This is a genomic window from Maridesulfovibrio sp. (assembly GCF_965230075.1).
Classification (GTDB): domain Bacteria; phylum Desulfobacterota; class Desulfovibrionia; order Desulfovibrionales; family Desulfovibrionaceae; genus Maridesulfovibrio.
Map to the genome: position 1 here is coordinate 2,042,587 of NZ_OZ245945.1, position 24,813 is coordinate 2,067,399.

Sequence of the window (24,813 nt, forward strand, 5' to 3'; positions counted from 1 at the left end):
CTAGGCTTTATTTTTAAGAGCGGTGAGGAAGCCGCGTCTTGATGTTTTATTAGGACTTACCCCGGCCATGATTGTCTTGCGCTGGTCAGCGGAAGCAACGAGAGTTTCATGGTAGCTTTCCGGCTTGGTTTCGCAAAGGTAAATCACGCGCACATCTTCAGGGTCTGCAAGATATGCATTGGGGTTGGTCTTTTTAACTTCCGCAAGCCTTTCTTCTGCCAGTTTGAGCATGTCCGCACGGTCACCGAAGTTCATTGTTCCGGTGGGGCAGCTCTGCACACAGGCGGGGAGCATGCCCATTTCAACGCGGTCAATACACATGTCGCATTTGGAGAAAAGACCTGTTTTCGGGTCCTGACGGGGAACATTGTAAGGACACATTTCCCAGCCTTCCACTTTTCCCTTGGGCAGCACGGCCTTGTCGGTCATGATTACAGCACCTGTCTTTTCGTCCTGCACAACTGCTCCGGGTGCGTACATGTTTGCAATGTATTTGCAGGGAGGCTCGATGCAGTGACGACACTGTTCCGGGAAGAAGAGCCAGCGGAATTTACCGTCTTCGTCACGGGCTTCGCTGAAGCGCACCAGACGTATGGTTTTGGAAGACAGATCCTGCGGGTTCTGGTGGGAACCAACGTTGCGGGTATGTTCCGCAGGCAGGTCCTTCCACTGTTTACAGGCAACCTGACAACCACGGCAGGCGGTACAAAGGGAGAGATCTACAAAGAAGCTTTTACCGGACATTAGTTATCACCCTCCTTCCACTTGCGGATGTTGACCATGAAGGCCTTATATTCGGGGATACCGGTGTTCGGGTCACCCACGTTGGGGGTTACGATGTTTGCAGAATCACCGCCGTTGATGGGGGTTACCCAACCGTAATGCCAGGGCATACCGACCATATGTACGTCAGTTCCGTTGATGTTGTACGGCTGGATACGCTCAGTGACCATAGCGATGGCCCAGAGTGATCCACGGACACTTTCAACAGTTACTTTCTCGCCGTTTTCAATGCCACGCAGTTTAGCTAATTCGGGACTGATTTCCACGAACATCTGCGGCTCGGCTTCTACCAGCCATGACTGCCAGCGGGTCATGGAACCGGTCTGCCAGTGTTCGGTGATACGGTAGGTCGTACCAACGAAGGGGTAACGCGGATCGCAGACAGCCTTTTCCTCACCTGTGATCTGAACAGCCGTGGGGTTATGCAGGGTCTTGGAGAAAGGATGTGTTTTGACCGGACATTCCAGAGGTTCGTAGTATTCCGGCAGGGGACCGTCAGCACGGCCGGGGCCGAAGAGCTGTCCGAAACCGTTCTTACGCATGATGAACGGATGACGGGTGCCGGGTTTCCAGCCACCATCAGGCACGTCGCCGATCCACTTGGAACCGTTCCATTTAATAACCGCTTTCTTGGGTGCCCAAGGCTGTCCCTTTTCATCAACAGAAGCTCTGTTGTAGAGGATACGGCGGTTTACTGGCCAGCACCATGTCCAGTTGGGGAAGAGTCCGATATTGGCCTGTTCCTTGGTCTGGGTGGCATCGTGACGCATGGATTTGTTTTCAGTGTCAGAGACGGAATTACAGTACAGCCAGTTACCGGAGGTAGTGGAACCGTCTGCCTGCAGATAAGCAAAGCTGGGGACCTGCTGTCCTTTCTTGAACTTCTTGCCTTTTACTTCAACATCACGAGTGAACCAGCCGTTACAGAGTTTGGCGGTCTTACGGGCACTGAATTCCATGTGGCCGTGCTCGTTTTCCTCGCACATGTTATCGAAGCTTAGGTGGGTGATAGGTTCAGGGTATGCACCACCTTCTTTTTCGTAGAGGGCTTTGAGTTCTTCCCAGATTTCGTGGAAGTAGTGGCCGTCAGTCATTACCTCGTCGAAAGGTTCGGGACCTTTATAACGCCACTGCATCCAGCGTCCGGAGTTTGATACGGAACCTTCTTTTTCGATTGCAGAAGCACAGGGAATGAAGAAGGTTTCGGTTTTGATCTTCTTGGGATCCATATCCGGCCCCTTCCAAAAATCGCTTGTTTCGCACTGGAAGAGGTTGACGTTGACCATCCAGTCCAGTTTGCCGAGAGCCTTACGGGTCTTGACTGAGTCGGAGCTGGAACATGCCGGGTTCATACCCCAGATCAGACCGCCGCTGAACTTGCCTTCATACATGCGGTCGATGAGTGGAATCCAAGAGTAGACGCTGGCCTTGTGGTTATCAAGGCGGGGCAGGTACTGGTATCCCTGTTCCGGGGTGTCCTCGGAGTACATGGCCTTGATCAGGCTGGCCGAGTACTTGGGATAGTGCTGCCACCAGTTTGCGGACTCAGGATCGTTGCTCTTGGGAGTGTAAGTATTGTTGTACTGCTCAAGGGTGTCCTGTCCGGCCAGCGGAGTTTTCAGGTAGCCGGGGAGAATGTGGTAGAGCAGGGCATAGTCAGTGGACCCCTGTACGTTACATTCGCCGCGCAGAGCGTTAACACCACCGCCTGCAACACCGATGTTACCGAGCATGAGCTGAATCATGGCCATGGCACGGATGTTCTGCACACCTACAGTATGCTGGGTCCAGCCCATGGCGTACATGATGGTACCGGCTTTGTCTTTTTTACCGGTTGCGGTGTAGGTGCTGTAGAGCAGTTCAAGGTCTTTTGTGGATACACCGGAAATTGAGGATACTTTTTCCGGAGTATAACGCGCATAGTGTCTTTTCAGGATTTGGAAAACACAATTGGGGGCCTGCAGGGATTTGTCCTGCTTGGGGATACCCTTGTCGTCCAGCTCAAAAGCCCACTTGGATTTGTCGTAGGAATTGGTCTTGGAATCAAAGCCGGAGAACAGGCCGTCCTTGAAATCAAAGTCCTTGCCTACGATGAAAGAAGCGTTGGTGTAATCGACCATATATTTATGGAAGTAACGCTTGTTCTTGATGATGTAGTTGATCATCCCGCCCAGTACTGCGATATCAGTACCGGAACGCAGGGGGATGTATGCATCCGAGCGAGCGGAAGTTCTGGTGAAGCGCGGGTCCACATGAATAATCTTGGCACCGCGTTTCTGTGCTTTTACAGCCCATTTGAAAGAAATGGGATGGTTTTCGGCAGCGTTACTGCCCATTATCAAAATGCAATCACTGTTCTGAAGGTCATTCCAGTGGTTGGTCATCGCGCCGCGTCCGAACGACTCTACCAGAGCCGCAACAGTTGCGCTGTGTCAGATACGTGCCTGGTGCTCAACATAGACCAGGCCGAGTGCGCGCATGAAGCTGTGCATGGCATAACATTCTTCGTTATCCAGCGCAGCGGAACCGAGAGAGGCGATACCCATGGTGCGGTTAACCACCTGTCCCTTTGCATTTTTCTTTTCAAAGCTTTCGTCACGAGATTTCTTGATCAGCTGTGCGATGCGTTTTTTACAGAAATCCCAATCTTTTTCTTCCCATTCTCCGCTATAAGGAGCGCGGTAAAGGTATTTGCCGGGGCGCTTAGGGTTTTCGGTCATCTGGATGGATGCCGCACCCTTGGCGCAGAGGGCACCTTCGTTAATGGGGTGGTCGGGGTTACCTTCCACGTTAACCGCGCGTTTGGTCTCAAGGTCAGTATTGACCAGAAGTCCGCAACCCACGGAACAGAACGCACAGACAGATGTGGTCTGCTTGGTCCATTTGGGACTGAGCTGCTTTGCCCGTTCCTCGGCTGTATTGGCGAAAGCTTTGCCAAGCCCGCCGAACGCCGGAACAGCGGCAATACCCGCAGCTGCAGCAGTCGTCAGCTTTACAAAATCTCTACGATTAATGTTCATCATCGCTCCTGAAATTTGAGGGTGTTCCAATCATCTGGATAAGAACCTATCCGTCAATAGGATTGATGGAAAAAAAATGTTGCTTGGGGAGCGATTGACACAATTAGATATGTGTATTTTTTGATATAATTAGTTGTTCGTGAGTTAATGTGCTGAATTTTAAGAAATAATTTGAATATTAATTGAATGTTAAGAAATGGGATGAATTTAATTCAGCACTATTTGCAGAATAAAGAACATGAAAGGTTGGTAGTTCTCAATGTGCTTAAATAAAAGAACTTTGTATCATCGGGATAGTGCGTTTATAGGGCATGAAAGAAGTATTGTTACTAATCTGACATAATTGCCTCAAATTAGAAGAAAAATTGGGTCGTTTTATAAAAACAAAACGACCCAATGTAATATATTCAGCTACTTATGAGCGATGAGGGCAAATTCATTGCTCTCGTTTTGGTACTTAGATCCGGCTACATTACCAAGCAGTTCAACTTTATTGAACCCGCAAAGCGCGAATTCAGCTTCCAAATCTTCAGGACTGAAGTACTGCAGCCAGTTGTAGATTGTTCGGGTCCGGTCTTTTTCGATGATGGTATATTTGTCCAACATCACTTTTGGCTGCTCATATTTAAATGTGTTCATGAATCCGAAGTATTCTTCAGATGACCAGAAACCATTCATGAGCATAGGCTCAAATACATTCTTCTCACTAAGATTACTGAACGCACTCAGTGAATAAACATCCAGCAGAATTGAACCACCCAGTTTAAGCAGGGTATGGAACTTCTGGAGCATTACCTTGCGCTGTGCAGGGCTGAGCGCGCAGAAATCGCACATGATCATAGTGATGAGGTCAAAGCGTTTAGCTGTGCTGAAATCCAGATAGTTGGTGTTGATGTATTCAATATCGTGGCCATATAATTCAGCCTGTTTATGCGCATATGCAATGGAATTTGCGGAAAAATCGATTCCGGTTACATCTGCGCCTGATTGCGCAAAAGCAGTGGTGTACAGGCCGGGACCGCATCCAAAATCAGCTACTTTTTTATCATCGGCTAATCCAAAACGATCAATAATCCACTCAGATGATTCGGTTATGAATTTAGTATTACGAGAGGCAGCATCGATATCAGGATTCAAGTGATACTTGAGCATTTGCTTTGCAATGTGCTCATCGGCCCAGAGATCAGATGCAGTATAGAATTCAAAAGGCAGGGGACGTGAATTGATGTCCTTAAATTCTTTAAACATAACAAAACCTTAATATCCTTACATAGAATATTATTTAAACATGATGCCTTCTGCCTGAGAACGGGCAGGGCAACGCAAGAGCCAAAAGGTCTTTATATGATTAAAGTCTGGACATAATGATGAACACTTAGCTTGAGAAACTGAGAAAGTCCACTTCTAATTAGTCACTAAATAGATTCCGCAATGGACGAAATCTTCTTTCGATTCTTTTCTGCTGTTGAGGGGCTTGAATAAAATTTATGATTTTAGCTGTTCCAGATATATCCTGTACTGATTCACAAACAATTTGCTGTTCTTGAGGGCTTAGTACTCCCAGTATAACCACATTATCTTGCACCACTTTCACGGTAACTTTAGATGATGGATATTTAGGATCAATCATGCCCTTAAGTTTAATTTCAAGCTCTGATGAGGTGCTGTTATTAGAGTTCTTTTTTTGGGGCAGAAAATAGCTAATTCCATAGAGTCCTTTGACTTCTTTGGCTCTATTTATCAAGTCTTCTCGCTCGACTTCGTTCTCAACCTCTCCCACCAGAAAACCTTGACCTGCGAAGACATAACTTGAAACTTCAGTAATACTTGAGGGGCAATTAAGGATAATAGCTTTATGCAATTGCAGCTGAAGCCGGGTGTCTTGAGCCTGGGTTATATATGGTCGTTCGTCTTTAACTGCTTTAAAGATTCTCCCATACGGCATAAAACCAGCTTCGGCGTTAAGAGGGGGCAAGCTGATAATTGCCAGCACTAAGGACGTAAGATAAATTTTAGGGATATTGCGCATAGCTGAGTTGTAATGTGCCTTGAGCTAAAAAGAAACCCCGCCACTTTGATGTAAGTGGCGGGGTTAAATTAACTTTATAAAACTTAAGCTTAATCCAGCTTCTTACGGGCGGTACCTTCTTTGTAGAAGGGTAATTCGCTCTTCTTAGCTTCAAGCTCTTTGCGTGCAGTCTTGATGATGAAATCATCGGCTTCGGCAGCATCTGCGGCAACATATGCCAGAGCGATGGAGTAGCCGAGGGTGGGAGAGAAGGAACCGCTGGTTACCTTACCAACTTCCTTGCCGTCCAGCATTACGATGTCGTCATGACGGGCAGTACGGCGGCCTTCAATTGTCAGGGGGATGAGAAGTTCCTTAACGTCGGTGTAAGCATCTGCGGGGAGCAGGAAGCTGTAACCGCCTTCACGGGGATTGTGTTCGGTATCGAGATCCTGACCGTAGAGGGGGTATCCGCACTCAAGACGCAGGGTGTCGCGTGCGCCAAGTCCGATGGGTTCAACCCTTTCGTCAGCGACCAGTTTTTCCCACAGGGAAAGGGCCGTGTCGGCGGGCAGATAGAATTCGTAGCCCAGTTCACCTGTGTACCCGGTACGGCTGATGATCAGGTTGTAGCCGTCAAATTCGGTTTCTTCAAAGTTGAAGTACTTGAGATGTTTAAAATCACGTCCGAAAACAGATTCCAGTACGTCGAGAGCAAGAGGACCCTGCAAGTCGATTTTGGCGGTCTCGTAAGAAATATTTTCAAAGTTCAGACCTTCAGGAAGTCTGGAATCAATCCAGTTGAAGTCACCTTCTTCGCAAGCGCCGTTGACTACCAGCATGTAGGAATCTACAGCAAGGCAATAGATGATCAGGTCGTCAAGAACGCCGCCTTTATCGTTGGGCAGAAAACCGTAACGGCATTTCCCCGGTGCAAGGGTGTCCAGATTCTGGGTAACCAGCTTGTTCAGGCCGTCTTTTGCGCCTTTACCGCTGAGTTTGAATTCACCCATGTGGCTGATGTCAAAAATACCAACATTTTCACGGGTGTGTTTATGTTCAACGATAATGCCTTTGTACTGAACAGGCATTTCGAATCCGGCAAAGGGAACAAGTTTTGCGCCGTTTTCACGGTGCCACTCAGTCAGGGGGGTAGTGCGCAGTGCTGTCAATTTTTTACTCCGTATAAATTGAAAGCACCCGAATAATTCAAGGTGCTTTCAGAATTAAATTTAAACCAATCCGTTTACAGATCCTTCCTCGTATAGAGAACGGCTCTTACGGATCGACCTGAATTCATCAAGGACCATAACCATACGGCCATAATATTTTTTCACATCAAGGCCATAGGGTGTAAGTTCTTCTTCCGGACAGGAAATATATTTACGTATTAAATATGAATCATTAAGAACCCTGTCGCCGATCTTCAAAGCTGTCTCGACAAGCTTGTCAAAATAGTTGACGATTTCAAATTTGAGTTCATTCATGATTTCATGCATTACCTGCAGCATCTCAAGGTAGCTGATTTTTTTACCCCGATACTTTCTTTCTCTGAGGTCTTCAAGAACTTTGAGCTTGCGGGCCTGCTGGATGTAGCTGTATTTGGACCAGACCTCCTGATAAAGGTCAGTAAGCTCGTTGAACGGCTCATAGTTGTCCGGGGCCAGCAGGTAACTGTCTAGCACCTTTACTACGCCGGAATAGAATTCATCTGAATAGCCGATGATCCTGCGCTGGTGCTTTGAAAGCCATGCAAAAAGAAATTTCAAGCGCCGTTCATGGGTTTCTGTATCCTGAATCAGCTCATTGCGTTTGTAGACAATATTACCAGTATATTCACCGCGTACAATGTCGTTAAGCAGGATGGTCATGCTGGACGCATCCTTGATCACGTTAAAATGGGAAGCACATTCTCCGGTATAGGGGTGGATTACCTGCTGTTCATATACAGAAAGAGCACGGTCTTCACGGACGTTTTCCGGGTTGAATTTATGCTGACGGTATTTGACCTTCAGGATAACCACTCGTTTTTTTTCATCCACAAAGAACCCGCCTTTTTTCAATTCAGCAATGGTGTCTTTGTTGTCCTTGCTGACCTGAACCAAAGCAATTTTTTCCACTCGCGGGTAATGTTTGGCTTTTGGATGGGAAAAAAGCGAGGTAATGGTACGGTCGGACTGCCCCAGAACGCGGACCATGAATTTTTCACCCATCCTGTGCAAACGGCGGGCAAAAAGGGCGGATGAAGTGCGGCGTTCCGAAACAATGGGGAATCCGTGCAGCTCCATGAGAAAAGTGTACACGAACAAACGGTTGTACTCGTAGAGCAGGTTGTCGCCCGGTTTGAATTTGCCGATCCTGATGCCGAAACGCTTCAGTTCAGTATCAAGGTCAGATGGAAAAGAGCCAAACACCCCGGCAAGGTAGAACTTTCCGGTATTGTCCTGAGCCATAACCTGAGCTCTTTCAATCTCAAGTAGGTGAGGAAGGATCCGGTCATAATTTTCTATGGCAGAAATATCCGTATTGCCGAATTCGCTGAGAAATTCCTTGTGGGAACGCTTGGGCAGCCTGCTTTCGAAAGTTTCAATATTTGCTTTAAGAATTGATTCGAAGAGCGGACAGGCTTTTTCAGTGGTGGATTCATCTAAAAGCCGCGGGCTGTGCAGGATATCAAATTGAAAAATTTCCTGAAAAAAGTTCAGAGGACGCTCAAGGGCGACCATACTGAAACCGGGAAGTTTTTTGTACTCGTAGAGATCTACTTCGAAAGAAGGCAGCAATTCACGGTCGTCAACTAGTGGGTATTGATTGCGTTGTTCAAAGTAGGGACGGAGCAGGCAATTTTTGATGTGGACATGGTCCAGATGCAGACGCAAGCCATCCAAAGACTTCATATCGTAAACATCCTGAGATGTTACGTTGTCCGTGTCACAGGCTTCCCCTGTATATTTGGAAAAGGCTTCCTGCCACATATTAAAACCCTGCATGTTGCTGTAGGATTAAAATGGACTTGCCTGTTCGGGCGCTCATCAAGACAATCCTTATTTATATTAATGTATGAGTAGCCCGAACTGCAACTAATTACAACAGAATTTATCTAGAAAAATTGTAGAATTTAATATTTTTTTAAAAAGGGTGTCATTTTCTGTTTAATAGTGGCTTTTTGGGTGAAAAAATGACCTTTTTTGTAAAGTCCAGCCCCTTTGGGAGCCTCAAAAAGGGATGGTATTAAACCGGGTATCTGTTGACCGGGAAGGTTCTTTCAAATAAGAATGATACGGATTTGATTATATCATAAGATATCTGTCTTTTCTAATGACCATAATTTAAGGATGAAAATATATGAGTTTAGACGGTTGCTCCAATATCGAGAAGAATAAAATTGACTGTCCCTGTACCTACAGCGGCTGCCCCAGAGCCGGTGCCTGCTGCGAGTGTGTCAAATACCACCGCGCCAAGGATCAGCTGCCGGCCTGCTACTTTACACCGGAGCAGGAAAAAACTTATAATCGGAGCATTGATTATTTCATCGAGTGCAGGACCAAATAGAGCATGCCTAGAAACGAAATTTTAATTAATATTCTCAGCATCGTCTGTAATGTTTTTGAGGCACATAGTGTAGTGCTCTTTCTACCGGACGGGCAGCATGGGTTTTCTCTGTCCACATATTTCAGTCTCGGCGATGACATCTCGCCCAAGGGAACTCCTTTACAGAAGAAAAGCCTTGCCGGGATTGTAATCGGTAAGAATGAACCTCTTTTCATTAACAATATGGACCGCAAGGGTGCCACAACCCTCGGGTACTACGAGAACCGCGAGGATTCCAAGGTCAAAGCCTTTATGGGAACCCCTTTAGAGCAATCTCTCGGAGCCATATGCCTTGACAGCAAGCGTACTTATTCTTTCAGCACCAAGGATCTGAAGATTCTTTCCCAATTCGGAAAGATGATTACTTCCATGCTTTCCTGCATTCGCTCTGTTGATGCAGATGGCAGAAAAAATGAATATTTCATGACTCTTAAGCTGCTGCATGATTTGCGCAAAAGACAGCCTAAATGGAATTCTTTTTTGGATAACCTGCTGAATATGACTGCTGGAACAAGCGGATTTTCCCATTCATTCCTCACTGTTATCGATCAGAGAGGAACTTCTTTTTATATGGAAGGGGAAAACAAGCCTATCTTGCATAAGGGCGACCCAAAATCCATGGCTTTCCCTCTCGGAAGCGGTCTTGTGGGCTGGGTCTATAAAAATAATGAACCAATTTTCATAGAAGAGAATAATGCCGGACAGGCTGCTTCAAGTCTCCTTGGAGCAAGTGCAAGCACCGTGGATTTCATGAGTGTTATCTGCCTACCTCTTGTTTTTCAGCGTAAGACCCGGGGAGTTCTTGTGCTGGCAAATGAACAACCGAAACGAATTGATGAAGACTTGAAGGATTTCCTGTTTATGGTATCTGAATATCTTAACCAGTTCCTTGAAAATCTCTTTCTGAAAAGCAAGCTTGCGGAAGCTCGAACAGCCTTGCAGAAAGTAACCCCGTCCAAAACCGATCCGGTTTTGATCAACGACAATTAACCGCTTCATGCATGAGGCCTGATTTATATGTTGTGGGCTAAAATAATGAGTTTTTTCGGCAAGGACCTTGCCATGGACCTTGGAACGGCAAACACACTGCTTTACACCCCGAAGGATGGAATCATCCTTAATGAGCCGTCTGTCGTTGCCCTCGATGCCCGGGATGAATCTGTCATCGCCGTGGGAAAGGAAGCCAAGGAATATCTCGGGCGTACCCCGGATAAAATCAAAGCCATCCGTCCTATGAAAGACGGTGTTATCGCTGATTTTGAAGTGACAAAGAAAATGATCGCTTTCTTCATTAAAAAAGCGATCAAAGGCCGTAATCTGGTCAAACCCAAGATCATTATCTGCGTGCCCACCGGAATTACTCAGGTCGAGAAAAGGGCAGTTATTGAATCCGGCCAACAGGCCGGGGCGCGCGAGGTGCGACTCATTGAAGAACCTATGGCCGCAGCTATCGGTGCCGGACTGAACATCCATGAACCTGAAGGAAATATGGTTGTAGATATCGGCGGAGGTACTACCGAAGTTGCTGTTATCACCCTTTCTTCCGTGGCTCACAGTCAGTCCGTACGTGTTGCCGGTGATGAGATGAACCTCGCTATCATGCGCTACATGCAGGATGAATTTAAATTATTGGTCGGTGAAAATACTGCTGAGAGAGCCAAGATTCAGATTGGTTCTGCCATTGAACTGCCTGAGCCGTTGACCATGACTGTTTCCGGTCGAAATCTGTTGGACGGTAAACCCAAGTCTATTGAAATTACTGACGCTCAGATCAGGGAAGCCATTGCCGATCCTGTTGCCGCTATTGTCCATTCTGTAAGGGTTGCTCTTGAACGGACACAGGCGGAACTTGTGGCTGATATCGCAGATAACGGCTTGCTTCTGGCTGGTGGCGGGGCCCTTCTTAAGGGGTTGGATCAATTAATAAGCCGTGAGAGTTCCCTCAAGGTCATTATCGATGACGATCCGCTGACCACAGTTGTGCGCGGTACCGGACTAAGCTTCCAGAAAGATAAAGGCTTTGAAAAAGTTTATATCAATTAATATGCAATCACTACTTGAAAAAGCTACTGCGGCTGTCCTTGAAGCTGGTGAAATAATCAAGGAAAGCTACAATAAGCCTAAGAAAATTAAGCATAAAGGCCGCATTGATCTCGTCACTGAGACAGATTTGGCTGTTGAGAAATTTCTTAAAGCGAAGCTTGCAAAAATATTGCCGGAGTCGTCATTTCTGGCTGAAGAAACTTCCGGTGATGCCGAACTTGTGGACCGTACATGGATCATTGATCCTCTTGACGGGACTACTAATTTCGCCCATGGATTACCCATGGTTGCTACCTCTGTTGCCCTCTGGGAGAACGGACAGGTGGTACTCGGCATAGTTAATCTGCCTATTTTAAATGAAGTGTTCACTGCTGTGCGCGGCGGCGGGGCTTTTATGAACGGTGAACCGATTCATGTGTCGGATTGTGATTCCCTAGAAGAATCCCTAATTGCTACCGGATTTCCTTACGCCATCGAGGAACATGTTGATTTCATCACCGATGCGTTGAGCAGAGTACTGGTTAAAACGCAGGGTGTTCGCCGTCCCGGAGCGGCAGCCTTTGATCTGGCTTACACAGCTTGCGGCAGATATGAAGGGTACTATGAAAATTCCCTTAAACCATGGGATATGGCTGCCGGATGGTTGCTGGTGGAAGAAGCTGGTGGACGCGTTACCGAATACGGACTTGGCGAATTCAATTTATATTCACCCACGATTCTTGCTACTAACTCCCGGATTCACAAAAAGCTTGATGGGCTGATTCAGCCCAAAGAATAGCTTACTTGAATTTGAAGAGCAGCTCCCGGTCATTCAGAAAGACAAGGGATGGAACCAGCAGTTCGCGATATTCACGAATCAGCCAGTCAAGCTCGCTTTCAGAGTAAAAGTAGCCGGAATCAGCCTCTTCTTTCATTAACTCAGGATTTGTGTTCAGTTTATCCAATATGAAAAGGGAAATGAATTCGTAGCCTGTCTCTGACGATGCTTTGATTTCTTCGATCAACTTCAGGCTGGAGCTACGGATTCCAAGCGCGCTCTCAAGCTCTCGCAAGGCCGCTTTCTCATTGGATTCGCCGGTATACACATGCCCGCTTACTGAAACATCCCAGCGTCCTGCATACAATTTTTGTTGCGGGTTTCTTTTTTGAAGAAAAAGTTTTCCTTCATTGTCATAGACAAGTATAATCACCGAGCGATGCAGTAATGACTGCCGGTGGACTTCATTTATGTCCATACTTGTCAAAGGACGGTTGTTCTGGTCGACAACCTCGATCTGAACATGATTTTTTTTCACTTTTAAACAAATTCTTTTCGTTTTTGAACACAGACGTTCTTTCAATTCATAGAAATTGCGTGTATGAGGTTCATATTGACTTTGGTTGTGAACTCACACTTTCCACCAATGCACAGGTAGATAACCTATTTATGAAAAGCGCGGAAGTCATCTCTGGCACTCAAAAAATTTTCGATCTCGGTCCGGAACATCTCAGTCAACTCAGGGCTCTTGAGTCACTGTGTTTTGAATACTACTGGACCGAAGAACAGTTCCGCCTGGGGCTGGAAAAAAAGGCATTCTTTGTGCTCGGATACGAAGAGCAGGGGATGCTGGTAGGTTATCTGGCCTATTCAATAGTGCTGGATGAAATGGAAGTTCTCAATTTGGGAGTACACCCGGAGTTTAGAAGAAAGGGAATTGGCAAGGCACTTATGCTGGATCTTATGCAAAGGTGCCGGGAGATGAATGTGAAAAGAGGGCTTTTGGATGTTAAGGAATCCAATGCTCCCGCTATCGGGCTTTATGAAAGTCTCGGCTTTGTGCAGGTGGGAGTCAGGAAGAATTACTATCCGGATACAAGGGAAGATGCCCTCCTGTATGACTTGGATTTTTAGTCAGTAAACTCAAACCGATTTAACCACGGAGTGATCATGCGCTTCATTGACCAACTTGATATTGCAGGAAAAAAACTGCTGATGAGAGTTGATTTCAACGTCCCCCTGGATGGTGAAACCATCACTGACGACAACCGCATCAAAGCCGCTGTCCCTACATTTAAATATGCACTTGAAAAGGGCGCTTCGGTTATCGTCATGGCTCATTTGGGTAAGCCCAAAGGCAAAAAAGTCGATTCCCTGAGCCTTGCTCCCGCTGCCAAGCGTCTTGGCGAATACCTTGGAATGGAAGTTCCCCTTGCTCCTGATTGCATCGGTTCTGAGGTGGAAAAAATGGCTGCCGAGCTGAAACCAGGGCAGGTCATGATGCTCGAAAACCTGCGTTTTCACGCTGAAGAGCAGGCCAAGACTCCTGAAGAGCGCGGCGATTTCGGCAAACAGCTCGCCGCCCTTGCTGATATTTATGTAAACGACGCATTCGGCGTTGCCCACCGTGCCAACGCTTCCGTTGTTGATGTTCCTTATGCTGCAAAAGAGTGCTGCGCCGGTTTCCTGCTCAAGCTGGAATGGGAATACCTCGGAGAAGCACTCAAGAATGCCCGCAAGCCCTACATCGCTGTTTCCGGCGGTGCCAAGGTTTCCTCCAAGCTCGGCATCCTCAACAACCTGATCGGTAAAGTTGATGACTTCATCATCGGCGGCGCCATGGCCAACACCTTCCTGCTTGCACAGGGTAAGGCTGTCGGTAAATCCCTTGTTGAAGAATCCCTCGTGGATACCGCTAAGGAAATCATGGAAAAGGCTGCGTCCTCCGGCACAACCCTGCATCTGCCCACTGACTTTGTCTGGGGTAAAGACATCGATACCGCGCAGGGCGTTTGCGACGGCGATTCCGTTCCTGAGGACGGCATGCTGCTCGACATCGGTCCTGAATCTGCTAAGAAATTCTGCGAAGTAATCGAACGCTCCAAGACCATCGTTTGGAACGGTCCCATGGGCCTGTTTGAAAAAGAACCCTTTGCACATGGTTCCCTCAAGGTCTGTGAAGCTATGGCTAACCTTGAGGACGCAACCACCATTGTTGGCGGTGGTGATACCGACGCAGTAGTGCATCAGGCTAAACTTGAAGACAAGTTTACTTTCATTTCTACCGGAGGCGGCTCCTTCCTCGAGTTTCTCGAAGGTAAAGAACTTCCCGCATTCAAAGCACTTAAGGAGAACAGCTAATGAAAAAATTAATGGCAGCTAACTGGAAGATGTACAAGACCCGCGCAGAAGCAAAGGCAACTGCGGAAGGTCTTCTTGATAAAATTGAAGGTAAACTTCCCGCTGATCGTGAAGTTGTCATCGCTGCTCCTTATACCGCTCTGGAAACCGTAGGTTCCGTGCTGGCAGGAAACGCAGATTGCCATCTTTCCGCTGAAAACCTTTACCCCAAGGCTGAAGGTGCTTTTACCGGTGAGATTTCTCCTGCAATGCTCAAGGATGTTGGTTGCGTATACGCACTGGCAGGGCACTCCGAACGCCGTGCAATCATGGGAGAAACTGACGAGCTGGTAGGTGAGAAAGTTGCTTTCGGTCTCGAAAACGGCCTGTCCATGATCCTGTGCATCGGTGAAACTATCGATGAAAGAAAAGCCGGGGAAGTACAGAAGGTTATTGACGAACAGCTCGAAGCTGGTTTAAAGAATGTAGCTTCCGACTTCGCACCCGAAACCGTTGTTGTTGCCTATGAGCCTGTGTGGGCCATCGGTACCGGTGAAGTGGCCGGCGAAGGCGAAATCGTTGAAGCTCACGGTTTTGTCAGAGAAAAGCTGAAAAAACTTTTCCCTGAAAAAGCCAATGAAATCCGCATCTTGTACGGCGGAAGCGTTAAGCCTGCCAACTGCGCTCAGATCATTGCACTTGACAATGTGGACGGAGTCTTGGTAGGAGGCGCGAGCTTGGACGCGGAAAGTTTCAGCCAGATCGCACTGGCTTAAATATCTGCCTTATTCCAGGTGAAAAAATAAAGGAAAAAAAGCTTTGCAAACGCTCGTAATTACTGTACACATTATCGCCTGCGTCTTCCTGATCGTTTTCGTTCTTTTACAGAGCGGTAAAGAAGACATGGGCGTAATCTTCGGCGGAGGAAGTGGATCTGTTTTCGGTAGCACCGGAGCAGGTGGAGTTCTCGTAAAGATAACTGCATTTCTGGCAGCAATCTTTCTTGTAACCTCTCTCTCTTACAACTACCTCTCCGGCAACAGGATTGCTGATGAGTCTGTCATGCTTGAAGGTGACACCATCATCACTCCCGAAGTAGAAAAGCCTGCTGTCACTTTTGAAGAGCCCGCTAAGGCTCCTGCAGAAGAGACCAAATAGTAAGTTTTTAAAAACTTCACTGAAGTTCTTTAAAATATACAGCTCGTATTTCAGAGCCGAGGTGGTGGAATTGGTAGACACGCTGTCTTGAGGGGGCAGTGGAAGAGATTCCGTGGGGGTTCGAATCCCCCCCTCGGCACCATCTGAAAAGCAGGTGCTTCGAAAGAAAAAACCTAAATATTACGAGTAATTATTTGCAAAAACATCTTGCAAATATGTTTTGAGAGCGTTAAGTATTTCCTCAACAAGACGTTTTTAAAACGACACCTCATGCCGAGGTGGTGGAACTGGTAGACACGCTGTCTTGAGGGGGCAGTGGAAGAGATTCCGTGGGGGTTCGAATCCCCCCCTCGGCACCACGCAACTAAAAAGGGTTGAAGCAAAAGCTTCAATCCTTTTTTGCGTTTTGAAGACAGACAATGTAACGTGCTTATTTCATTCTAGCTTGGAGTTACATTATGCCTAACCACGACAAACCATTTCAGCGTAAAGGCTCTATTTCCAATTCACACGTCGGCAGGGAATTTGAGTTAGCAGCGCAGGCTTTTTGGCAATCTCAAGGTTTGAGACTCAAACATGGAATCAAGATGTCTATTGGTATTGATTTCAGAAAAACCAAAGAGCATGCATTTGATTTGGGATGTCGTGAGCAAAAAGTTATAGTTGAGTGTAAAACTCACAAATGGACTTCTGGTGGAAATGTTCCAAGTGCAAAGATGACTAAATGGAACGAAGCAATGTATTATTTTGTCGCAGCACCATCTGGACTGAGAAAGATAATGTTTGTGCTGCGAGATTTTTGTACGAAGCATAACTGCACCTTGGCTGAATATTATATTAAGACCAATTATCATCTTATCCCAGATGATGTTGAATTTTGGGAGTATGATGATGAAACGAAGACAGCACGCAAGCTTAAAACCTGATTCTTATGGTCTGATTTTATTGATAAAAGCCGAATTAAATTAATTTCAAATTATTGTTAAAAACATCTTGCCAAGGGTGCCAGATTTACGTAAACACTTCTTCACACGACGCGGTAACGCGTTGTACACCTCTTGCCGAGGTGGTGGAACTGGTAGACACGCTGTCTTGAGGGGGCAGTGGAAGAGATTCCGTGGGGGTTCGAATCCCCCCCTCGGCACCATGCAACAGAAGAAGGGTTGAAGCGAAAGCTTCAACCCTTTTTTCGTATCAGGAGCAAAAATGATTATTAGTGATGTAACCAAAAGTGACTATGCCGAGCTGATTGAACTCTGGGAAAGATCTGTTCGTGCAACTCATGACTTCCTTGTTGATAGCGACATTGAATATTTACGGCCGCTCATTCTGGAACAATACTTCGATGCTGTTTGCTTGAAGTGCGCTAAAGACTCCCAGGGAAAAATTCTCGGTTTTTCCGGCGTTGCTGAAGAAAACCTTGAAATGCTTTTTGTTGATCCGCAAAGCAGGGGGCAGGGCGTTGGTTCGGCTTTGTGTAAGCATGCTATCCAGGAATTGGGGGTCACCAAAGTTGATGTGAATGAACAGAATCCTCAGGCCTTGGGATTTTATGAGCACATCGGATTTTGTGTAGTCGGAAGGTCTGCTCTGGATGGGCAGGGGAAGCCATTTCCTCTCCTGCATATGGAACTGGCAGACAAAAACACTGCTGTTAAAGTATAATCGGCTCTTGAAAATATCACTTTCAGAATTAGCTCAGAATCGACTTTTAGACTATTTTGCATGTTCGTGTCTCGCTAAAAAGGTGGGTGCGGCAGAATTGAATTTTACGCCAAATCGGAATGGTGTAGAAAAGTAGATGTTTTTCGAGGTTAATTTGGCTTTTTTTTGCTATATTTGATTGACTAATCAAATGAATATATCTTGAATTTATTGATAAAAAGACAGTCTAAACTTTTTTTTGGAATTATTAAAAAAACATCTTGCCAAGGGTGCCGGATTTACGTAAACACTTCTTCACACGACGCGGCAACGCGTTGTACACCTCTTGCCGAGGTGGTGGAACTGGTAGACACGCTGTCTTGAGGGGGCAGTGGAAGAGATTCCGTGGGGGTTCGAATCCCCCCCTCGGCACCATGCAACAGAGAAAGGGTTGAAGCGAAAGCTTCAACCCTTTTTTCGTATCTGGACAAGTATGATTATTAGTGATGTAACCAAAGCCGATTATGAAGAGCAGGTATAATTCAGGAAAGATTTGTTCGTACATCTCATCACTTTTGTACTGAAAACGATATTGAAAATTTGAGACGCTTATTGTCCTGCAATAAATCGATGCAGTTAGCTTTAGAATTTTATGAACACATTGTTTTTTGTTGAAGGGGTGCTTTAGGCGGATCTGGTAACAATGACTCCGGCTTAAATGTATAATTGGTTGCTAAAAATATCACCTTCAGATTAGGCCCATAATCGTTTTTTGGGACCTTTTGTATGTATTGAGTTGCGCTGAAGGTCTGGGGGTAGCGAAATGGATTTTTGCGTTAAATTTGAGCTATGTGGAAAACTTGTAAATTTGATGTGATTTTGCAGCGTTTGCTTGAGACATTAAATGGTTTTATGTTGAAATTATTGATAAAAACATCTTGCCAAGGGTCTCGGATTTACGTAAACACTTCTTCACACGACGCGGTTAACGCGTTGTACACCTCTTGCCGAGGTGGTGGAACTGGTAGACACGCTGTCTTGAGGGGGCAGTGGAAGAGATTCCGTGGGGGTTCGAATCCCCCCCTCGGCACCATGCAACAGAGAAAGGGTTGAAGCGAAAGCTTCAACCCTTTTTTGCGTTTGTGCGGCAGCAATTCCTTCCAGCCAGATATATAGATAGAACGTCTACAAAAGCTTATGCATATTCTTCAAAGCCTCGCGCCTGCTCAAGCCCGAAAGCCTATCCGAATTTGCATCAACATAATCTTTCACAATCTGCGGATGAGTCCATGCATAATCCCGCAGGGCCCAGCCGATAGCTTTGCGCAGGAAGAATTCCTTAGATTCAATATTAGGCTCAATGCATTGCTGCAGAAAAGCGAAATCAAGTTCATCTTTGAAGTGAAGCTGACAGAGGATGGATGAACGCCGCTTCCACAGATGTTCATCTGTGGACCATTCAAGCATCAAAGCTTTCATACGTTTAGGTTCAGCACGCAGAATATTTCCCAACGGTCCGGTAAGGTCATCGCAATAGTCCCACCATGAGCCGGAAACAATCATCTCTTCCACCATGGGTAAAGTTTCCCAGGTATGGAATTTATGACAGGGCTTCCAATCGGCCAGCTCCAAAGCGGTATATCGCTCTTCACGGAATTCGGCTCCGCGCCAAAGATCAAGCACTGCCGCCTGCCATTTATCAAAATCCCAAGGCTCATTTTCTCTAAAAATCTGAATACATGGTTTGCGGCGCAAGGGAGCGCGGATGCCGTAGAAATCCATTTCGGATTTCATGTACTTCTTCATACCCGGTGCGCGTTCGGGATCAGCAAGGGCTTGCAGGGTTTTGCGGATGGTGGGGAGGAGGGTGGACATTTACCCATCCCCCTTCAAATACTTAACATACTTCCGGTCTGTGTTATTGATATGGTTGATAATCCAATCTTGCAGAAATGAATCAATGCTGTCCGGGAAGATGTATTTTTTGTCCCGGTTCAGGTCCATGACCTCACGGGTGATGCGGCGATGTTCTTCCATGTGCTTTTCAATTTCAGGGAAGCCGCGCTTTTGCATGAATGCTTCTTCGCGGGCAAAGTGACTGGAAGTGTATTCCAGCAGACGATCGAAAAGTCGAGCAATCGCTTCGTGATCCTGACCATCGCGAAGGGCGGTCTGGAAATCTTCAGCATAGCGGACCAATACCCGATGCTCGGCATCAATAGAAGGAATCCCGAGCAGCAGATCTTCGGACCATTTGATGTTGCTTTGCAATTCGCAACAGGCTCCATCTTTTTTGACCAGCTCTAATACGGAATCTCCGTAATTAAGTTCCATTTGATCGGCAGGATTTTCAATATCAGTTCCATCTGCCCGATGCAGAACCAACGCGTTGATGGCTCCAGTTTTTTCTTTTACTGCTGCTACTGTGATCGGGGTGCTGTCGTAATGAGGAAAAATGCGCAGGCTGTAACCCATTACTTCATGAGCAGCAGGTCCTTTAGTTTCCGGCTCGGCCACTCCTGCATGGCGGGCCAGGATATGTCCGATCTGTTCACCGCCGAGATCAAGCGGGTAGACCACAGTATTGGCTCCGGCGCGGAGCATGCGATATTCAATGGACGGATCAGTACCGCGCGCAACCACAAAAATGTCCGGATTAAGTTCCCGGGCGGCGAGTGATATATTAATGTTGCTGGCATCATCATTAATACAGAGCACGATAAAATCCGCTCGACGAATTCCGGCTGAAAGCAATACCCCGTCCACAGCTCCATCTCCGTGCAGAATTTTGTATCCGCGCTGTTCAGCCTCAGTTAATTGCTCCTCGTCATTATCCAGAACAACAAAATCCAAACCCAGTTCATAGAGCTTCAGGGAAATAGCCCGACCAATTTTGCCGTAACCACATACAATTGTGTGTTTTTTAAGTTTGTTAATTTTGTCGTTCATTTTCTTCTTCTCGTAAAGGTTTCTGATTCCTGACTGAACAATAACTTTAGCGACCTGAGCCACAAAAACAGCGGCAAGGCCAAGTCCTGCAAAGATCAGGACAATTGTGAAAATCCTTCCGGCAGGAGAAAGGTCATGTATTTCTCCGAACCCGATGGTGGTGATGGTAATCACAGTCATGTAGAGTGCATCGAGCACGGACCAGTTTTTCTCGAAGTATAGATAGCCCGCGGTCCCACCCAAAAGGACTGTGAAAAAAGCAACTAGTAGTTGAATATTTTGACGAATGTTAGATGACATCTTGCAGCTTATTTTCCAATGTGTTTATATGCGAAGTGATTGTTTTTAAATAAAATATGGGAACTTTACCGTTTTATCAACCAATTGGCTGCCAGTTAGCAACGGCAGATGCGATAATTTTCATAGACATCACAGATTACAGGCAATACAATTCAATCTGCCTGTAAATATAGAGAATTTCATTTAAAGGAGTTTCATAAATGAGTGATATCAAAAAAAGTGTAGATTACATCTTCCACGGTCTGGACGCTCTTGATGTTCTGCTCTGTTCAAAAGAAGCTGAAAATCTCAATGTCCGTAATATCGTTGGACTTCTTCATCCTATTCTCGATGATGCCAAACGCAGGGCACACACTGAAATGTCCGCTCGCAGCAGCAAAGACAAAGAATAATTGAGCGAAAGGAACTTAAATGGATTTGAATACACTGGTTCAAGCTGAACTGGATGATCTAGTTGGAATCTATAAGCATCTGCATGCCAACCCTGAACTTTCAAATGAGGAAGAAAAATCTTCCAAGTTGGTTGCTGATCAGTTGGAAGAATGCGGTATTTCCGTAACCCGTAATTTCGGCGGATACGGTGTAGTCGGTGTTCTGGAAAATGGAGATGGTCCGACCGTGATGGTCCGTGGTGACATGGATGCATTACCCATCACCGAAGAGACTGAGCTGGACTACGCCAGTTCTGTCAGGGGCAAAGACCCTTCCGGCAACGATACTGGTGTGATGCACGCCTGTGGTCACGATGTCCATATGACCACACTTATTGGGACTGCTCGAGTTCTTTCCAAATCCAAAGAAAGCTGGAACGGTAAAGTTCTTTTTGTCGGTCAGCCCGCAGAAGAATCCATGTCCGGTGCAAGGACAATGATTGAGCAGGGGCTTTTTACAAAATTCGGTGCTCCTGACTATTGCCTCGCTACCCACGTTATTCCCAAGCTTGAAGCCGGGAATATCATGGTCAAATCCGGTCCGATCATGGCCGGAACATACCAGCTGAAAATAACCGTTCGCGGAGTAGGGGGGCATGGTGCCATTCCTCAGGAATGTATTGACCCTGTGGTGCTGGCCGCTCGGATTGTGACTTCGTTACAGACCATTGTCAGCCGGGAATTCAGTCCGCTTGATCCGGCCGTTGTCACTGTAGGCTCCATTCATGGCGGAACTCGCGCCAACATTATTCCCGGCAAAGTGGTTATGGAAGTGACCGCACGATTCTGTAATGATGAAGGACATGACCGTATTTTTGAATCCGTGAAAAGAATTTGCAAATACGAAGCTCTGTCCATGGGATTGTCTGGAGATCTGCTGCCCATCGTTGAATTTGATAATGAAAGCGATCTGCCTGCCACAACCAATGACAGCAGGTTGGCTGACATTGTCCGCAAAGCTGCCGGGGAACATCTTGGGGCAGATAAAGTTCATGAAGCCGCAATGGTCATGGGCAGTGAGGATTTTTCCCTGTTTAGGACTGCTGGCAGCAAAGGAACTCCTTCATGTTTGTTCTTTACCGGGGCAACATCTGCTGAAGAAATGGCATTGTTCCATGAAAAAGGAATCAATCCGCCATCCATTCATAACAGTAAATTTTATCCACCGCCGGAACCGACTATCAAGACTGCCGTCACCACCATGGCGGGAAGTGTGTTAAGAATTTTGAGATAGTTTGCCTTCGGCGACCCTGCCGGGAGCCTTAAACCCTTTGTGTAAAAAGGGTTTAAAAATTCCAAAAACTTTTATTAAGCTTCGTTGTCACTTTTATTTAACAGCAAAGGCCCTGCTACAAATTTTAGCAGGGCCTTTGCGTTTTGTTGGCGAAGCACTATTGAAAGTTTTTGAAGAGTCCAGAGAAACTTTTTCCAAAATGTTTCTCTGGTCCCCGAAGTTTAATTAAAAAGGAAAACTAACCTCTTTTCCTGCTCCGACTTTGGCCAACTTGGTATCGATGGCATTGAGTCTTGCTTTTGCAGCTTCCTTCTGGGCTTTGCGGTCAGCGCGTTTGATGACTGTTTTCAAGAACCGTTTGGCAGTTTCGAACTGCCCCTTATGTTCATAAATCATGGAAGCACGATACATGGCGGTCACTGCCCAGATATTCTGTTCCGGGAATTCCCAAGCCAGTTCAAGATAATGCTTGAGAGCTTTTTCTTTTTTGCCGAGAGCGTGTTCACCTTCAGCAATCCAGAAAAGGACTTCCGCACGTAATTCATCATTTTCCAACTGATCACGGCCAGACCAGATTCTTTCAAGTATCGCTTGAGCTTTTTTTAGGTCGCCTTTTTGCTGAATCATCAGAGCCAACTTCAATTCTTTTTCTGCCGGGAGAGTTCCGCCGGACTGAAGAATTTCATTGTAGGCATTCATGGCCTTATCATCTTTCCCTGTCGCAAGATCGTAGGCCACTGCGGCGGTGAGCCATTTCAAACGAAGTTCCGGACCGAATTTGTCCTGATCAACCCGTTTCAAATAATAGGCGGAAAGTTTGAAATCCCTGGTCTGGGCTGCCAGATCAGCCAGATAAATAAAGCTTTCTGCTCCAAGCTTAGACTTGGGAAACAGAAATGCACAGCGGCGGGCAATCTTAGTGCTTTGCTTCTTATCAGCCTGTTTTGCCAAGTCTGCAAAGACGAGAAGTCTGTCCAAGGGGTTATTATTAATGAGCCCATTGAGCTTTTTGGATGAAGTGGCTTTCCAAAATGGTGTATTGATTTCTGAAAAATACTCGATCCCGGCAGCTTCACTGAGACCTGAAATTATGTAGAGGTGGTCATTTTTTCCGTAATCGGCAGTGCTAAGCACTCTGGCCAAAGGCAGTTTGAAAGCAATACCGCTGGCAATCCTGAGACTCATTGGCAGGGTGTCTTTATCCAGTCGCTTGAGAACATTCTCGGCAAGTTCCATATCTCCAGTCAAAAATGCAAAAGCTAAACGGTAATTTTGCAAAGCATTAACCAAATCACTGGAGAGCAGCAACGAACCGGTTTCGCGGTCAATGGTTTCCAGAGCTTCCTGCGGTTCCATTTCCATCAGTTTTTTGCGGAAGACATTCCATGCTGAAGATGTCGGAGCACCAAGCTGCCAAAGAGTAGGGGAGATTATTGCAGGTTCCAAAACCCCTGCCTTAATAAATGAAACCGGTCGGACCAGATTCTCTTCATTATATATAGAAACTGACTCGGGTATTTTTCCGGATTCAAGGTAATGGTTCACGGACTTCCAGAAAGTCTGGACAGTTGAATTGGATACCATATCCAGAGCGTGATTTGATTTTTCCCATTCGCCAATGCTTGCTGCGGCTAAAGACTGAGCGATATACATCCGGTTTTCACCACCTACAGCTGTTGAATTGCTCACAATCGGAAGGTTCTCTGAAGTGCTGTTCAAAGTACCAAGTTTGGATTTGCTGTTGATAACAAAATAGGTTGTGGGCCAGACTTTTTCAGCCTGCCCAAATGTTTGTTCGAGGAGCATTTTGCGAGATTCGCGAGCAGATTCAGGTGTAACCCGATAGCCCCAATAGAGGGAGCGCCAAACATCAAACCAGATGCTTTTGAGGTGTGAATCTTCTTTAAATTTAGCCACCATCACATTCTGATCCATCAAGCGAGCAGCCTGACTAAACCAGATCACTCCTTTAACAGGATCACCAAGGGCACGCTGACATTTACCGCCCAGCCAAAGACGGGTAATCTCCTGAGTTTTATCCGTGAAAGCCGGTGTGGATTGCAGAGCTTCCAGACAAGCTGAATAGCGGCCAAGATTAAATGCTGTTTCAGCTCTTTTCAAGATCAGCTCCGGAGTATCTCCAGTCTGAGAATAGTTTTGTTCCAGAATGTCCCATGCGCCATATTTTTCCAGCCAGGATTCAAATGAATCTTTTTTCACGGCTGAAGCGGCAAATACATTTCCTCCTGCGCCGAACAAAACAGACGCAGCCAGAAGGGAAGGTAATATCTTTTTCTTAAGTCTCGAATTCATGAAAACCTCATGGATTGAAATTTCAAATCAACGTGAATTGTTAGTTACCACTGAGATAAAGAAAAGCGTCCCAAGAGGCAAATTTAATCGGCAACAGAACCCAATTAATACGCAAGAAAGTGGCTTAGAGCTGCAATAGCGAATCAGCAACAGCAATCATGGTTATCAATAAGGATTAACTAGTTAGTTTTTAATATTTAATTGAATAAGAACTTATCGACTTGAATAAGGATAGGGTTGAA

Annotated in this window: 22 protein-coding genes and 5 tRNA genes; 17 read left to right on the forward strand and 10 right to left on the reverse strand. The window is 46.2% G+C overall.

Annotated elements, in window-relative coordinates; translation table 11 throughout:
• From ACO05Z_RS09255 to ACO05Z_RS09280, 6 genes are all read right to left on the reverse strand, one after another.
• Complete coding sequence (locus ACO05Z_RS09255; protein ID WP_421901890.1) at positions 1–744, reverse strand: 4Fe-4S dicluster domain-containing protein; 744 nt, start codon at positions 742–744, stop codon at positions 1–3.
• Entirely contained in the window at positions 744–3,803 is a 3,060-nt protein-coding gene (gene fdnG, locus ACO05Z_RS09260; protein ID WP_421901891.1) for a formate dehydrogenase-N subunit alpha, read from the reverse strand. The genes ACO05Z_RS09255 and fdnG overlap by 1 nt, the downstream gene beginning before the upstream one ends.
• Before the next feature lie 411 nt (positions 3,804–4,214).
• Entirely contained in the window at positions 4,215–5,051 is an 837-nt protein-coding gene (locus tag ACO05Z_RS09265) for a class I SAM-dependent methyltransferase (protein ID WP_421901892.1), read from the reverse strand.
• A gap of 160 nt (positions 5,052–5,211) precedes the next feature.
• Entirely contained in the window at positions 5,212–5,832 is a 621-nt protein-coding gene (locus ACO05Z_RS09270; RefSeq protein ID WP_421901893.1) for a BON domain-containing protein, read from the reverse strand.
• A gap of 89 nt (positions 5,833–5,921) precedes the next feature.
• Positions 5,922–6,983, reverse strand: a complete 1,062-nt coding sequence (gcvT, locus tag ACO05Z_RS09275; protein ID WP_421901894.1) for a glycine cleavage system aminomethyltransferase GcvT — start codon at positions 6,981–6,983, stop codon at positions 5,922–5,924.
• A 60-nt stretch (positions 6,984–7,043) separates the two neighbouring features.
• On the reverse strand, positions 7,044–8,786 hold the full coding sequence (locus tag ACO05Z_RS09280) for a hypothetical protein (protein WP_421901895.1): 1,743 nt from the start codon (positions 8,784–8,786) through the stop codon (positions 7,044–7,046).
• A gap of 370 nt (positions 8,787–9,156) precedes the next feature.
• Here ACO05Z_RS09280 and ACO05Z_RS09285 point away from each other — a divergent pair, with 370 nt between their 5' ends.
• Genes ACO05Z_RS09285 through ACO05Z_RS09300 form a run of 4 tightly spaced genes read left to right on the forward strand, consistent with a single transcriptional unit; the run spans position 9,157 to position 12,223 of the window.
• Positions 9,157–9,363 (forward strand): DUF6485 family protein, encoded by a 207-nt coding sequence (locus tag ACO05Z_RS09285; RefSeq protein ID WP_421901896.1) that lies wholly within the window; start codon positions 9,157–9,159, stop codon positions 9,361–9,363.
• 3 nt (positions 9,364–9,366) lie between these two features.
• Entirely contained in the window at positions 9,367–10,392 is a 1,026-nt protein-coding gene (locus tag ACO05Z_RS09290; protein WP_421901897.1) for a GAF domain-containing protein, read from the forward strand.
• 27 nt (positions 10,393–10,419) lie between these two features.
• Complete coding sequence (locus ACO05Z_RS09295; protein WP_421901898.1) at positions 10,420–11,445, forward strand: rod shape-determining protein; 1,026 nt, start codon at positions 10,420–10,422, stop codon at positions 11,443–11,445.
• Position 11,446: 1 nt separating this feature from the next.
• Entirely contained in the window at positions 11,447–12,223 is a 777-nt protein-coding gene (locus tag ACO05Z_RS09300) for an inositol monophosphatase family protein (RefSeq protein ID WP_421901899.1), read from the forward strand.
• 1 nt (position 12,224) lies between these two features.
• Here the strand turns inward: ACO05Z_RS09300 and ACO05Z_RS09305 are convergent, their stop codons facing one another.
• Positions 12,225–12,740 (reverse strand): NUDIX hydrolase, encoded by a 516-nt coding sequence (locus tag ACO05Z_RS09305; RefSeq protein ID WP_421901900.1) that lies wholly within the window; start codon positions 12,738–12,740, stop codon positions 12,225–12,227.
• Positions 12,741–12,871: 131 nt separating this feature from the next.
• Between ACO05Z_RS09305 and rimI the strand changes: the two genes are divergently transcribed.
• The 11 genes from rimI to ACO05Z_RS09360 all read left to right on the forward strand — a co-directional run bounded on the left by rimI (position 12,872) and on the right by ACO05Z_RS09360 (position 18,437).
• Positions 12,872–13,336, forward strand: a complete 465-nt coding sequence (rimI, locus tag ACO05Z_RS09310; protein WP_421901901.1) for a ribosomal protein S18-alanine N-acetyltransferase — start codon at positions 12,872–12,874, stop codon at positions 13,334–13,336.
• 36 nt (positions 13,337–13,372) lie between these two features.
• Positions 13,373–14,563 (forward strand): phosphoglycerate kinase, encoded by a 1,191-nt coding sequence (locus tag ACO05Z_RS09315; RefSeq protein ID WP_421901902.1) that lies wholly within the window; start codon positions 13,373–13,375, stop codon positions 14,561–14,563.
• Complete coding sequence (tpiA, locus tag ACO05Z_RS09320) at positions 14,563–15,318, forward strand: triose-phosphate isomerase (protein WP_421901903.1); 756 nt, start codon at positions 14,563–14,565, stop codon at positions 15,316–15,318. The genes ACO05Z_RS09315 and tpiA overlap by 1 nt, the downstream gene beginning before the upstream one ends.
• Before the next feature lie 43 nt (positions 15,319–15,361).
• Entirely contained in the window at positions 15,362–15,700 is a 339-nt protein-coding gene (gene secG, locus ACO05Z_RS09325) for a preprotein translocase subunit SecG (protein ID WP_421901904.1), read from the forward strand.
• A 55-nt stretch (positions 15,701–15,755) separates the two neighbouring features.
• Positions 15,756–15,842 (forward strand) — tRNA-Leu (locus ACO05Z_RS09330).
• A 130-nt stretch (positions 15,843–15,972) separates the two neighbouring features.
• Positions 15,973–16,059 (forward strand) — tRNA-Leu (locus tag ACO05Z_RS09335).
• A 99-nt stretch (positions 16,060–16,158) separates the two neighbouring features.
• Positions 16,159–16,626, forward strand: a complete 468-nt coding sequence (locus ACO05Z_RS09340; RefSeq protein ID WP_421901905.1) for a hypothetical protein — start codon at positions 16,159–16,161, stop codon at positions 16,624–16,626.
• A gap of 134 nt (positions 16,627–16,760) precedes the next feature.
• A tRNA-Leu gene (locus tag ACO05Z_RS09345) sits at positions 16,761–16,847 on the forward strand.
• 59 nt (positions 16,848–16,906) lie between these two features.
• On the forward strand, positions 16,907–17,365 hold the full coding sequence (locus ACO05Z_RS09350; protein WP_421901906.1) for an acetyltransferase: 459 nt from the start codon (positions 16,907–16,909) through the stop codon (positions 17,363–17,365).
• Between the two features lie 327 nt (positions 17,366–17,692).
• Positions 17,693–17,779, forward strand: a tRNA-Leu gene (locus ACO05Z_RS09355).
• 571 nt (positions 17,780–18,350) lie between these two features.
• Positions 18,351–18,437, forward strand: a tRNA-Leu gene (locus ACO05Z_RS09360).
• 92 nt (positions 18,438–18,529) lie between these two features.
• Here ACO05Z_RS09360 and ACO05Z_RS09365 read toward each other — a convergent pair.
• Together ACO05Z_RS09365 and ACO05Z_RS09370 are read right to left on the reverse strand one after the other, a co-directional pair.
• On the reverse strand, positions 18,530–19,219 hold the full coding sequence (locus ACO05Z_RS09365) for a DNA alkylation repair protein (protein WP_421901907.1): 690 nt from the start codon (positions 19,217–19,219) through the stop codon (positions 18,530–18,532).
• Entirely contained in the window at positions 19,220–20,593 is a 1,374-nt protein-coding gene (locus tag ACO05Z_RS09370; RefSeq protein ID WP_421901908.1) for a bacteriohemerythrin, read from the reverse strand.
• A 200-nt stretch (positions 20,594–20,793) separates the two neighbouring features.
• Here ACO05Z_RS09370 and ACO05Z_RS09375 point away from each other — a divergent pair, with 200 nt between their 5' ends.
• Together ACO05Z_RS09375 and ACO05Z_RS09380 are read left to right on the forward strand one after the other, a co-directional pair.
• Positions 20,794–20,985, forward strand: a complete 192-nt coding sequence (locus ACO05Z_RS09375; protein ID WP_421901910.1) for a hypothetical protein — start codon at positions 20,794–20,796, stop codon at positions 20,983–20,985.
• 19 nt (positions 20,986–21,004) lie between these two features.
• Positions 21,005–22,258, forward strand: coding sequence for a M20 metallopeptidase family protein (locus ACO05Z_RS09380; protein WP_421901911.1), 1,254 nt, complete (start codon positions 21,005–21,007; stop codon positions 22,256–22,258).
• A gap of 225 nt (positions 22,259–22,483) precedes the next feature.
• Here ACO05Z_RS09380 and ACO05Z_RS09385 read toward each other — a convergent pair whose 3' ends face one another.
• A complete protein-coding gene (locus ACO05Z_RS09385) occupies positions 22,484–24,571 on the reverse strand; it encodes a tetratricopeptide repeat protein (protein ID WP_421901912.1) in 2,088 nt (695 codons plus the stop codon).
• Positions 24,572–24,813: the final 242 nt, after the last annotated feature.